Genomic DNA, 14,372 nt, shown 5'->3' on the forward strand with positions numbered 1-14,372 from the left:
TATTTTTTCACCAAATAAGCCAAAGCAGCTAATACGATTACTCCAACTAGAATTTCTTGCCACATTTTATGAGAGGATTTGATACACCAATAGCGCAGATATGTACGCCAAAGCCGTCATATATACCGTCTGAATCAACGGCCATTTCCAACCTTTAGTTTCTCGATAGACTACAGCGAGCGTACTCATGCACTGCATCGCAAAAGCATAGAAAACCATTAAGGAAAATGCTGTAGCAGTAGTATAGACCTTTTCTCCCGTATCCGGATTGACCTGTTGATTAAGCTTTTCACGAATAGTTAGTTCATCTTCAGTATCTGATCCTATGCTATAAATGGTAGCGATAGTAGATACGAAAACTTCCCTTGCCGCAAAAGAAGTGATCAGCGCAATTCCTATTTTCCAGTCATAGCCAAGTGGCTTTATGACAGGTTCTATCGCTTTTCCCATGATCCCAATGAAGGAATTCTCCAGAAGTTGAGACGCTGTTTCATTCTCGATTTCGGCGATTTGCTCCTCGGAAGTTGTGGCTGTTATTTTTGCGTCTGCCTCAGCCCGCACTGCATCCATACGCTCTGGCGGTCCGTAAGATGCCAAAACCCAAAGGATAATTGATATAGCTAGAATAACTTTACCTGCCTCAAAGACAAATGTTTTGGATTTATTAAACATCGTCATCAACACATCCAGCCAGCGTGGAGCGCGATAGGTAGGAAGCTCTACCATCAAGAAGCTTTTTTCTTCAGATTTCAGAATATGCTTCATTACAGATGCTGTCATCAATACGCCCACTACGCCAAGTAGGTAAAGCCCCAGCAAAGCAATGGCTTGAAGATTGAAAACCCCAAAAATTAACTCCTCAGGGACCACTAGGCCGATTAGAATAATGTAAACAGGAAGTCTTGCAGAGCAACTCATCAATGGAGTAACCATGATGGTGATGATCTTTTCTTTCCAGTTTCCAATATTCCTGGCTGCCATTACTCCAGGTATAGCACAGGCTACTCCAGATACTAGCGGCACTATGCTTTTGCCATGCAGACCAAAAGGACGCATCCAGCGATCCATTAAAAATACAACTCTTGACATGTAGCCGGTATCCTCTAGGATGGCTAAGAACCCGAAAAGCATGGCTATTTGCGGAATGAATATAACCACCCCGCCAATGCCAGGAATAATTCCTTCGGTGATCAAATCAGAGAGAGGACCTGCTGGCAAGGCGTCAGAAACCCAACCTGAAAACTCCGCAAAAAAACCATCGATCAGGTCCATTGGTACGGATGCCCAGGCAAAAATTGCTTGAAAAATGAGGAGAAGAATGGCCCCAAAAATCACATACCCGAATATAGGATGTAACAATACTTTATCAATACCCGACTCTTGCTTGACCTCAGGGGTTTTCACTACTGTCTTTTCAACAATAGCTGTGATTTTTTGATAGCGAATCTTTGTTTCTTCCAGCTGAGCCTTATCCAATTCAAAATTGTTTTCGGCTAGCTTGGTAGTGATCCAGCTCCTGTCTTCTTGAGAATATGCCTTGTCTTTCTCTCCAAATCGCAGCATTTGATATGCCTGATAGGAATTGCTAAGCTGAAATTTATCTTTTACTTCACTAAGTAATTTGGCGTCAACTACCTCCTCTATGTTAATGAAGGATGATTTTTTACTGAAATTTTGCTGATGAATTAGTTCACGTATTTGATCTAATCCTTTTTCCCCTCTAGCATCTGTGCTCAAGATCGGAACACCCAGCGCTTTAAAAATCTCGAAGCTCTTGATGGCGATATTCTTTCTGGTAGCTACGTCAGCCATATTAAGTACTAGTGCCAGATTGAGTCCGAGGTCAATCAGCTGAGTGGCCAGAAATAATCCCCTAGAAAGTTGGCAGGAGTCGATGACCATCAGGACGAAGTCAGGCTTGTCCTCCTCATTCAACTGGTTCAAAACCCGGTGAGCGATGACCTCATCTTCTGAGTTTGGGTAAAGACTGTAAGTGCCAGGAAGATCTATGATTTCATACTTGCTGCCTTGATACTGCATCCAGCCAGTCTTCTTATCCACCGTGACTCCAGGATAATTACCGATTTTTTGGCTTAGTCCCGTGAGCTGATTGAAGATGGTAGATTTCCCAACATTTGGATTTCCGATGATCGCAATTTTTGGGATTTTGATAAGGTGAGGTATAGTTGACTCAGACATTTATTTCAGAGCAATTCCACTTCAATAAGCGAAGCTTCGGTTTTTCTTAATGCTAATAGGGTCTCATCTAGCTTGAAAGCCATCGGACCTCCCATAGGTGCAGAATGATGAAGGATGATAGTCTTTCCTGGCAAAAAACCTAGTTCCATCAAGTTGATTTTCAAGGGAGAATCTAAGATTTCTCTGATTATTGCTGCGCTGGTGACAGGTATGAAATCTGCGGTTGTGAACATATAGTTTGGATTTGGCAAGGTGACCAATCGCAAAAGTAGGGCTATTTGGAATAAATCTAAAGAAAAATAAAGAAGATTTTTGTCATATTTTTTTGTTGAAAATATTCTTTTGTTCCGATTTAATAATTTGTGGGCAGATACTTTTTCCCTATCGAAATACTAGGGAAGTGATTATTTGTTTGAAGCAATTGTCCTGAATGCCGAGTTATTTTGAGTTATGCCCGTCTTAAAATTACCGGGGACAGAAAACCTATTTACTATTTTTCCAGTTTTATTAAGCCCTTAGCTCGCTCACGTTTTTATTGTTTTATACTAAAATAAAGATCAGTAATTGCTGGAATTACAAGGTTTTACGATTTTTTTGCTGGGGTTTTATTTTAGAAGTAGCTACCTTTTGAGAGCTTTTTTTAACGAGAATTTGCTTCGAGAAAATTTTTATTTCTAGCCTACCGACCAGGTTCTTCTGGAGAAAAGCATCAATCGTCTAAACACTTTTTACCATGGAAAAAGATCAACTTGAGTCCCTTTTGTCCAATATTTTTGGACACCTAAATGCTGACACAGCCAAGGATAAAAAACAATGGGAAGAAGCAATTCCCTTGCTGGCAAAATCTCTGCTAATCCAAGATGGCGTCGATATCAAATCTGAAAATCTCAGCTTTGAACGATCTGAGATGTTTTTTCAAGAGCGAATACCTAAAGAAAAAATTGAGCTTATTCAAAGGCAACTTGTCAAAGCAAATGTCGATCAACCTACTACTCCCATAAAAGACAAAAAGGAGTCTCCTGTTGAAAAACCAAGGCTGGGGTCAGTTGAAAAGCAACCAGAAATAAAATCAGAGTCAAAAATCCCGTCAGGTAGGACGATTTCTGACAAGCAAAACCTGGATACTGAGGATCCAAAGTTCAAAGCTTTTATCCGCGAAGTTCCTGTCAAAAGTACCCAAATCCGCGCAAGTGTACCGGCCTGGGCAGCTGGGGCAAAGGTGGAAAAAACAATTGGGCCATTGAACCAAATCGATGGAAGGGTAATCCTAATAGACTTTTACCGAGTGACAAAACTCATCGGTATTTACCAGCAGAATAGCAATCTGCCAGTTTTATTGTTCAAAGCGTCGTTCGTTGACCCTAAGATCAAAGCAATCAATGCGCCTCCCATAGAAATTTCAAAAAATTATGATGTATCGGCAGGTAGTTTTTACATACGGGCTGATATGCTGGCCGCAAATGCTCCGAATACGCGATATGCAGGAATCAAAGTTACCGATGGTAAAATTCAGCTTAGTGCTGAGCCGGTTCTTCAAGGAGACAAACTCGTGTTGGCAGCTAATGCCACTGTCCAAGTGCAATTGGATGTAGCACAAAGTCCTGAAGCTGTAGATTCTAATCAAAATCATGGAAAAGATGCTTTTGAGGCAAAAGTTCAGAACCCAGGAAGTTTGAAATTCTCCTTTACTGGAGCTTCTAAGGCTCAAATTTCCGAGAGTGGCCCTGCCCAATGGTCAGTGTATGGGCAAACGGCTTCCTTCAGCCGAACTAATAAAGCTCCAGCCTATAATGCTCAATTTTCTCGCTTATTGATCCCTTATTCCTGCTCGGTTGCTGTATTTGAACCAAAAGTTCAAAAAAGTCCGATGATTGAATTGCATGAATCAGCTTCAGTAATCGAGTCCTGGTGGGGAATCCCAGCTGCTGAACTCGATGTCTCCGCACCGCTCGAAGTTGCTGGTTCCGGAGGAATGCTTCAGCAGTTGAAGCCCGGGCTTAAATTTAGATGGACGGGTCTATCTGGCAGAAATTTGAAGTTAGACAAGCCATTCGTTTTAGTTGAAAATGGCAGAATTGGCATTACTGATTTACTTTCGAATGGGGAAGGGGCATTCCAAGAAATTGACCATTGGAGAGATGATCTGAATGCTCATGGTACATCCGTCTCCTTTGCCTTCACTAAGGCTTCGATATTTATGTATAATTCTCTCGCAGAAGGAGCTGAAATGTTGGTTGCCTTAGGTAATGCCCATATTAAAGTGGATCGGCCTATTTTGGTAAATGGCCTCCCCGTGGCGGTTAGAACAAAAGACTCAGCAGTTTTATTAGCAGGTTCTGACGCTAAGAATTTAATTTATGTAGTAGATGATAATATTCTATGGGACTATAAGTTACCATTTAATAAAGTTCCAGGTTTCAAGAGTATTGCGGTAGCCTTAGAGAATGCACTATTCACGCTTTCTCCTGTGAATGGAGCTATGATTTTTGGCGAATGTACTCCTGACTGGTCTAGAATTCTAAAGAGTCAGACTTTCTTAGTTTTTGGTATGATCAGCTATATGCCCACACTTCCAGATCCCTATGTAGCCAATTTGGGTATTTTGAGAAAGAGTTTTGGCAACAAGAGGAAGGGCATAGATGCTATCCAAAGTTGGATGATATGTCATATTTCCCAAGAGCCTAAAAATGAGCAGGAAGATGAGGTTAAGGTGGGCTTTTATTTTGGGCCTGCCAACAACAATTCTTCGACTGCTGCATCACCAAGAGAAGCAGAATCCATACAATCGGTTACCTTATCTCAGTTGATGTCCTCCGACTCAACGGTAGAAACCTTAAAATTTTCTACTTCTGTCAAAGACAATAAGTTGCCTCCATATGAAAATCAGGCTCAACAATTTACGAGACCTTATGAGATGGATTACTTTGCGTTGATGGATGTCAGTTCCAATGCCAATCAATTGGGCGTGAGCATAGGTCTTGCCAGAGGTCAGCGAGTGACAACTGGAATGGCAAGAGCTGTGAGTGAATCGGAGGCTACTATTTCTCAGACCAATGCACAGCCATTTTCGGTGGAAGGTATGGAAGTGATCGCGCCTGGCGCGATGACTCGCCTATTTATGATGCCTCAGGTAGCTTGGGAGCCTGTCTTGAATTTGACTCCTCCTGGAACTAACAAGCCTGGAGATCCACCTACACTTTTTAATTACTATCCTAATGATGGAGGCCCTACGCGATTAATCAATACGCATCCGGATAGAATTGCCGTCTCTCCCAGACCTCTGGTTGATTTTATCTTAAGTAAATATGAAGGAAAAGAAACTCCGGTATCAGCCTTATTTACTTTGCCTTTTGGTCTTAGGGCGTTAGCCGAGCTTTCCCATACCAATACTAGAGAATCTGTCAAACCCAAGCTCAGTCAGGTACGTCCTCATTTCCCCAATGACTTGCAAGGCGGAATTCAGATTAGAGCTACGGCGGGGGATTATGGTAAGAAGTTCCCAAGCGAACCGAAGAAAAACGACCTTCCTATGTTTGCAGGTTTTACAGTTCAGCTAGCCAATATTTTGGGAATTGGCGGAGTTCCAAACGGAGCAAGCACTTTAGGCGACAGCGTGACACAAATTTTCAATGGAGAGTTTTTTGTCAATCAAGGAAATCCTACTCAGATAAATGAAAGAGGAGTTCCGGTCAGCAAAATTGATTTTACAGGGTACGGCGCAAGTACGTTTAGCAATTGGCTAAGTCCCTCTGCCGCGATAGCACAAACAAGCCAAGCAAGATTTGATGTTATGCTGGGCCGAACTGCCCATGAGGTGATCCAAGTGAAAAGCATCGTTTATCCTTGGGGTATTCGAGTGGTCAGAACGATCACCATTTTTAGAACTAGTTCTGGCTTCGTCTATAGAACTGACAGTGGGTGGCAACCAGAATCTGATGGGATTTTTGATTTTAGGTATAAGTATATTGATAAGACCATAGCAGGAAATCCCGAAGTAGAAGAATCTCCTTATGAGCTGCATCCTGGTACTTTACGTGGGTTGTACAATATCACTAATATTCAAGAAGATGGTCGGGTAGCAGATTTTGTGGTCAATAATAGCATAGGTCACAATGGAACCTACATCAATGAAAATGGAGAAAAGGTGAAAAACCTTGGATCCCAATTTAATCAAGAAGTCAAATGCGTTGCAGTCTATTTTGATGCTGATGTAGCGATAGAAAACTTGGTAAAAGGCCATAAAAATGGCAAAACGCCCGCAAAGAAAATTTTAGGATATGTCCAGCTTTCTCCTCCGGGAGTCCCATTGACTCCTTCCCAATTGAAAGCCTTGCTTGCCGTCCAAGGTGGATTGATAGGAGGGGACGTTAACTGCGAAATGAATGTAAACCGATCTGGACAGATGATGCAGATCAACCGATTCGATATTTCTCACTCAGTAAAGCCTGGAAATTCTAACTCAGAACCTGTATTCGTGGCAGCTACTCGCGGATCAGTACTCTTGCCAAAGGATGGAAGCTGGAGTATGGTTCAGCATGAGACGGGCAGTGGAGAAGTGACGCCTCTGCCGCCCCACATTCCTATTCCATTGATTCGAATTGGTGAATGGCAGAAGGAGATTGTGGTCAAAGCAGCTGATGTGGCTAATAACTTAGTACGTTTAGCTCATCCGTTGGAAATCCTAAGAAATCCTGTTGCCGATACGATCAATTACGGCTTTCTCCAAAGTACTGCTACGCAAAAGGCACTTTTTCTTACGCCAAGTTTCAAAAATGGAGTCACTAAGCTGCTGAGTAAAACCCCGCCTGTGTTCTCTGATGCCTATAAATTGATGAATGGTAGTAGCATTTTTCCGAATGTGGGTGATGCCTATTCCAACTTCGGAAAAGCTATCGCTTTATTGGAAGGGATAGATGAAAATGGGAATAAGGTAGCTGCATTCATAGAAAATGCAGCCACAGATGGAGGAAGAAAAGTGCTGGAAATCATGGAAATTACGGCGAAAGAGGAGGGTGGTAAAATAGTGGATAAAGGCTTCAAGCTACTTTCTGGTGAAGCCAATGAACTGCTCAACAAAGCGATGGCATTTGATATCCCAAATTTTGATCCCCTGTATTTGGTGGATATGGATGCATTGAAGATTTACATCGAATATAAAGCTGAACAGAATAAAGGAGGATCAAAGCAATACGTGGACTCCAAGCTGAATTTTGATGTGGATTCTTTTGCTAGTGACTTAGCCGATACTTGGAAAAGTAAAGTTAACAACGTGGCTATGGTAGTGGACTTAGGTTCATTTGAGCGCCTTATGACCATCAAAGGAAACTTTGATGCCGCTAAAGGAAAGGAATCTGGCTACGCTGGAGACAAAGACAACCCAGGACCTTTAGATGGTATACCACTTCCGGAGGTAGAGTTTAGCGATGCATTGCAGCCTGTGATTGAATTGTTACAGATGCTTGCTGCGCTGAGCACAGGAGACTATGGTGCAGTGATGAGAAAAGGGCTCCAAATAGCAATGAGCAATGCAGGTGAAATTTGGGAGTATAAATTTGAAGCTACCAAAGAAATCCCGCTGATCCGCTTTCCACCTGAAGACTCGGTTTATAATTCTCCACAATGTCCCTTGCGATTAGAAGCAGGGCTGGCTTTAGGAGTTTATTTCAACGCAGCGCTTAAGGTCACCAGTGATCCTGCACAGCTGCTGCCTACTGCGGGAGGATTTGTCCAATTCAATGGTGGCCTAGAGGTGATGTGCGTAACGGTCGGTGCGGCTACGATTTATGCAGTGGGATCTGTAGAAGTGAAGATTGCCTGTGATACGAAGATTGGCCCTAGTTTGATGATGAAATTTGGCTTTGGTGCCAATATCTCAGTGGGATTGCCAGTTGTAGGGAATGTCAGCGTCACGTACATAGTAGGCTGCGAAATGTACGCCGATGCTACTGTGATAGAAGTTACGGCATTTATGCTATTCAAAGGCCATGCAAATCTCCTAGGTGGAATCGTCAGCGTGACTATTTACATAGAAGCAAGTGGCACAGTCAAACGAATCGCAAGTGAAGATAGAACTGACTGCACCGCTTCAGTGACTTTTGGACTGGACATCAGTATCTGCTTTATTATCAATATCAGTTTTGAAGAAACCTGGCAAGAAAGCCGTCAGATAGCTTAATTTTTTACCAAAAAAAAACAGATTATGGAACCTAGAAGATTGATTTCCCTAATGACTTTTCCTCAGCGTTTTGATGGAAATATATTGACAGTCAACATTGTGGTGGTACCTCGAAATACTGACCCGTTTACGGATTGGGCTACTGGACTTCCAAATCCCTCAAAAGTGCCGGGATTTGCAGAATTGCAGCCCGAATTTAGTCTTTCCGTTGTCAAAGGATCTGATGATTTTCCTTTAAGCAATGCAACAGAGCCTAGTAGAACTCCTATTGTCAAGGAGGTAAAAGTAATCCCAGTAAAAGACAAAATTTCTATTCTTAAAAAAGTAGCAGAAGCTATGCCGCTTCCGATTACCGATCAGGCGGATAAGCTATCAGACCCTGTACCTGTTGACAAAAGCATCAAGAAATACCTTCCCATATCCTATAGGGAAAAGTTTAATTTCACTCAGCCCAGACATCCCAATGCAATCACTGATGATGGGTATCACTGTGCTGTCCGTGATAAAACCCCCATCATCAACTATACACCTAGAAAAACGTTGAGTTGGGGAAAAGTATTCGCGAATATTCTGAGACAGCCCCTGCTAGCCAAAGCCTGCGGAATGATTTATGAAGTGAAGCTCGAAGTAGATTCAAGTTGGTTTGTCAATGGGGGTTACCTCTATGCCGATATTATAAATACCCCTTATTCTGAAGCGCAAGCAGGTTTACTAGAAAACGCTAACGGTCCATTGATTAAAAGATATGCTGCCAAAATACCCGCATTGACTGCTGGGACTGCGAGGCCTGTCTTTGCGCCAGTCTTGTTTCCGGTGCTTTATAAAAAAGCCTCAGACCCAAACGAACCAGTTCCTTTGGGGCCATGGGATGAGCTGTTTAAAGAGGCACAGTCTTATGATGATGGCTTCGCAAAAATAGTCCATGCCAATCAACCTGTGAGTGGTAATTTGCTCGAGGAGTCACAAGATGAATTGCCTCCACAGTCGGATGCTGGTATTCGACTTGGTTGGGATGACGAGCAAATTCTGGTTTGGTACTTGCGCCAGATGATAGAAAATCCATTGGATCCAGGCTCAAAAAACAGGATAGATGCACCTCTTGGTGTGATGGGTTATCATATAGACGTAAGGCAGGCAGCTATAGGCAGCCATTGGGAAAGTTTGAATAGAATAGAGATTAATGAATCTCAAAACCTATTCAAAGGACAGCTAGATTCCAGCACAACTGAACTTCCGTACCAGGTTTATCCTAATAAAATCAGTGGGCCTTCTAGTGATCATTATTGGCTACCTATGTATTATGCTCATTACATTGGGAAAAGCTTAGTCACAGAAGATCAGGATGGCCTGCAGATCTATAGAAACCATGAGAACAACGGTGGTCAACAGCATGTGGTTCAGGACAAAATTGTGACTCAAAATACTGCTTTGATTCCTTCTCCATTAAAAACAGAACTTCGCTATGGTAATTCCTATGAGTTCAGAGTAAGAATGACGGATATTTCCGGAGGTGGACCAAGCGTGAAAGATTCTCCATTAAATGACGCATCGAGCCCCGAAACCAGCGTTTCCTTTAAAAGATTTGTGAATCCAGGAATGCTGCGAATCCAAAAACCGCTGGAAATTAGAAATAACCAGAGAACCTATTTCAATGCGGTGAATGAAGAAGAGACCCAGTTTGATGCGAACCCAAGCTTTGTGATCCAAAGACCACTTCTGGAGTATCCTGCGGTTGTTTTCACCAATAAATACCAAAGTATCGGTCAGGATCCTATCAAATTATTGAAGGAATTGACCTTCCAGGCAGATGGTTTGAAGCCAGCTTTAGCTGATCCGGATGTTCAGCGGGTAAAAATACGTGTGGAAGTCAAATCGCTTCGAATGGATACTCAATTGAGCCAAGACGGTAGGGATAGTTTTATTACGCTGTATGAAACAAGTAGAGCTTTTCCTTCAGATTTCGACGGTTTACTGAATATTCCCATCGATTTTATGGATGTGGCAGTTTTGAATTTAGGGGAGCCAGCCAATCCCTTTTTGAACGAGGAACTCTTGATTGACTCAATCAATGAGATGGAAGGACTTATTCTTCCAACTGGCAGACATATCCGAGTTTCTTTACGCGCTGAGGCAAGTTCTGCTGTAGCTCCCGAAAGTTACTTTGGTTTTATTGACGATAATGAGGACAAGGACAGCAGATTTGGGAAAGTTCAGCAATTTATGTTTTACAAAGAGCCTCAGAGTGAATCTAATCTTTTGAAGCCATTTGAGACTGTTCAACCTGTCCAAGGTTTATTTCTAAAACCTGATAGCATTCCACCAATCAAAAATAATGTGTTTGCTTCTTTGCTCAGAAGAGAATCTGAAGAACAGCAATCTGGAGTCGTGGAGAGACTTGCCAATTCACTTGGCTTGGAATCCAAAGGCTTGACCTTGGTAGCCCCTAAGGGCGAACGCGTAGTTTTTGGATGTAATTCAAGAATCAGACATACACTGGCACCTGATGGTAGTTCTATCACATTTGCTACCAAAGCCGATTTATACAATCATTGGCTAGCTACCTTAAGCTACAAAATAGATCGAGACTGGTCTTGGGATGCATTAAACGACGTAGCATTTGAGATAGAAAGGGAGTTTAAGTTTCGTAGGGAAGCTGATTCAGATATGCGCTTGAATAGCTATTTGGGAGATATTGAACTGAAACATACCGTATCATTTGAAGCATTACAGCCGGATAGGTTTGATAGAGTCAACAGAAACTATACTCGAATCATCTACATAGATGCCTTAGATCCGAAAAATGATTTAAAGCAAGGAAATGGGGAGTTAAGATTCCCTGATGAACTTTGGGCTTGGTATAAAATAAAGCCAAAAACCAAAGCTGGCCATGCTACAGCTGAAGTCGTAGAAACTGGCCGCTTAACGCTACCTACAGTCCTTCCACCTTCCCAAATTCCAAAACTAGTCAGCGTGGGAATTGCTTTTTCTCCTTATGAGAGAACAGAGGATTATAGTTCATCCGAGGCTAGAAGGCGTTATTTATGGGTGGAGTTTGAGCAACCTATAGAGAATCCAGATGATACATATTTCTGTAGAATGCTTGGAAATGCACCTGATCAATTGATCGCCAGCAACGATGGAGAACAATTTGCACCTCCAGAGGAAGCACCGATCAGCTTAGATCCAGAACTGACTAGACAAATCATTCCTGGCCAGAGTGATGATAAGGCGGGATATAATGCCATGCAACCTATGATTAAATCTACTGATAGCGAGACGCATTATATGCTTCCAATTCCTCCAGGATTGCATGCTGAAAGCGCAGAAATGTTTGGGTTTTTTACTTACGAATTCAGAGTGGGGCATGCCCATACGGGTAATTTGAATGGGGACAATCTTTGGTCAACTGCCCAAGGTAGATTTGGCAGGCCTTTGAGAGTGACGGGCGTGCAACATCCAGCACCTACTTTACTTTGCTCTCTCAACAGGAATAAAAACCACATGTATGTAAGTGCGCCTTTTGCGAAAGCTGTTCACAACGGTAAAAATGTAACCAGCAAGCCTCCACGAACAAGTCTCTGGACTATGGTATATGCTCAGGTGAGTCAAGCTGACGGGAGAGACTTTCGGAATATCCTTTTGGGAGAAATTGAAATGAAGATTGGTGTTCGGGTAAATACTGACCCTAAACGCCAAAAAATTATTGATGATTTGACAAAGCAAGTGTATTTCCAACCGACCATTGGTGACTATACCGCTGGGAGTGTGAAGCTCAATCCTGCCTCTGTCCAAAGGGGTAATCTGCTGGCAAGTATAAAAGACGAACATCCTGTGGGCACTGCGATCGTAACATCTGAAGATTTAGCAGAGAAATTAAAGTCTTTTGGGTTGCCAGAGGATAGTCCGCTCAGTGTTTTGGTGGTTGAGGTTTTTGGAAATATTACCAATATTCATGACCATATGCATGACTTTAGAAAAGCGAATTTGAGTGGTGTTTCAGATAGGGTAGCAGAGGGATTGAAAGCGAAGCGACCAGAAGTGAATTTAATGTCTGACATTCGTCCCTTGAGTCAAGGATTAGGGCACTTTAGAATCTTACGGACTTCGCCACTGACCAAGGTTCCATTCGTTTGCTGTCCTACCTGTTAGCAATTAGCATTAGTTTGATTTCTATAAATGCCTCTCAATTTACGTGAGAGGCATTTTTTTTTGGAACTAAAATTCTTACTTAATTGTGATGATGATCATTATGATTATTCGCTATCTAGCCAACGCACAAACTTCCCTTGCTCATTCGGGCAAAAGTTCGAAGACACGTAAGCGAAAAGGTCTCACTTGTGAAGTTAACTAAACGTTATAATGCTTTTGGCGCTTGACTGGTAACCAAACGTGCACACTTATTTTCATCTGAAAGAATTTGGAATAACGACTTCATCACTATTTAAGATTATCATCATCAAAAAATCATGACACAAGAAGAATTAAAGGAAGCATTACCATTTTTTACTGACCCAGGGCTTTTAAAACAGCTCTTGGACAAGGGTCAAATTATGGATCTCAAGGCTGGGAAAATACTGATGGAGCCAGGGCAATTTGTGAAAATGGTACCTATAGTTTTGAATGGTTATATTAAGATTTCCCGCATGGATGAAGAGGGAAGAGAGTTATTCCTCTATTTTTTGGATGCTGGTGAGACCTGCGCGCTTTCATTGACCTGTTGCTCTGCTTCCAAACCAAGTGAAATAAAAGCGGTAGTGGAGGAGGATGCTAGAATCATAGCCATTCCTATCAATTTTATTGATCAATTGTCAAATGACTTTAAGCAGTGGAAGGATTTCGTCTCGAATACTTACCAGAGTAGATTTCAAGAAATGCTCACTGCATTGGATTCGGTAGCCTTCAAGCGTATGGATGAGCGACTGATGGATTATATAGTGAAAAAAATGAAGCAGCTCAAAACAAATGAAATCAGCACTACCCATCAGGAAATTGCCAATGAATTGACGACGTCTAGAGAAGTTGTCTCCCGCCTTTTGAAACAATTAGAGAAAAAGAAATGGATAGAATTGGGAAGAAATGTGATTTATATCCGCGATGATTTTGAGGAGTTAATTAGCAAATAATTAAGGAATTACCAGGAGAGGGACCTTAGAGTGAAATACCATTTCTATTGTTTGACTTCGGTTCAGAATCTGATCCCAAAGATTTTTGTGGTGGTGACACATGACTAAGATTACATTTTCATTTTCCTCGAGAAACTGATCTAATCCCTCTACGGGAGTTCGTCCATAAAATGTGTGGATTTTGATGGGTAAGCCGGGGAATTGAGAAGTGACTAATTTTTCAAGTTTTTTGATTCCCGGCTCTTCTTCAAATGCAGCTTCAGTTTGGACGTGAACGAACTCCATACCGAGCTCCCACCGCAAACTCATATTGATCACCCAATCGATAAATTTTTCCTCATGCGTAGCAAATTCCAATGCTAAGGCTATTTTTCGTATGTCAAGCGCATTCGAATTAGCTGGGATGACCAGAACCGGTGTGGTTGATTCTTTGATGGTGTTTATGGTAGTACTTCCTATAAGCGCAGCCTTGATGCCACTGGCGCCTTGTGTCCCCATTACGACCAAAGTCGCATCTACCTCCTGAGCTAAACGGGCTACCGCTATCGACGCTGTTCCTTCTCTAATCACAGTAGTGAATTTCAGGCTAGAATCAGTATAATCTTCCAGTGTCTTTTGCATCAGGGAATGTGCATCTCGATGCATACTTTCTATAGCTACAGAAGCCTGCGAAGCGAAATCAAAAACAGCCTCTATCACATGGATAAGGATGATCTCCCCGTCTTTTTTCCCTGCAAGGGTAATGGCAAAATCTAAGGCATTGAGTGAGTTGTCAGAAAAGTCGATGGGAATAATAATTTTCATAGCGCCAGTATTTCTTCTTTTAATTTAGACAATTTGAAGGATAATCAACAAGTAGAAGTTAGATCTCTTGG

The 14,372-nt window shown here is 42.1% G+C and carries 6 protein-coding genes; 3 read left to right on the forward strand and 3 right to left on the reverse strand.

Annotation, left to right across the window (positions count from 1 at the left end):
• Positions 1–66 precede the first annotated feature (66 nt).
• Complete coding sequence (gene feoB / locus ABJH64_RS19380) at positions 67–2,199, reverse strand: ferrous iron transport protein B (RefSeq protein WP_348273830.1); 2,133 nt, start codon at positions 2,197–2,199, stop codon at positions 67–69.
• A 5-nt stretch (positions 2,200–2,204) separates the two neighbouring features.
• Positions 2,205–2,432 (reverse strand): FeoA family protein, encoded by a 228-nt coding sequence (locus ABJH64_RS19385; RefSeq protein WP_348273831.1) that lies wholly within the window; start codon positions 2,430–2,432, stop codon positions 2,205–2,207.
• A 500-nt stretch (positions 2,433–2,932) separates the two neighbouring features.
• On the opposite strand from ABJH64_RS19385, the gene ABJH64_RS19390 reads away from it, so the two are divergent.
• The 3 genes from ABJH64_RS19390 (at position 2,933) to ABJH64_RS19400 (ending at position 13,497) form a co-directional block, all read left to right on the forward strand.
• Positions 2,933–8,374, forward strand: coding sequence for a hypothetical protein (locus tag ABJH64_RS19390; protein WP_348299274.1), 5,442 nt, complete (start codon positions 2,933–2,935; stop codon positions 8,372–8,374).
• A 24-nt stretch (positions 8,375–8,398) separates the two neighbouring features.
• A complete protein-coding gene (locus ABJH64_RS19395; protein WP_348273833.1) occupies positions 8,399–12,523 on the forward strand; it encodes a hypothetical protein in 4,125 nt (1,374 codons plus the stop codon).
• Between the two features lie 317 nt (positions 12,524–12,840).
• Positions 12,841–13,497, forward strand: a complete 657-nt coding sequence (locus ABJH64_RS19400) for a Crp/Fnr family transcriptional regulator (RefSeq protein ID WP_348273834.1) — start codon at positions 12,841–12,843, stop codon at positions 13,495–13,497.
• Here the strand turns inward: ABJH64_RS19400 and ABJH64_RS19405 are convergent, their stop codons facing one another.
• Entirely contained in the window at positions 13,498–14,301 is an 804-nt protein-coding gene (locus ABJH64_RS19405; protein WP_348273835.1) for a universal stress protein, read from the reverse strand.
• Between the last annotated feature and the right edge of the window lie 71 nt (positions 14,302–14,372).

It is taken from the genome of Algoriphagus sp., assembly GCF_039969895.1.
Classification (GTDB): domain Bacteria; phylum Bacteroidota; class Bacteroidia; order Cytophagales; family Cyclobacteriaceae; genus Algoriphagus.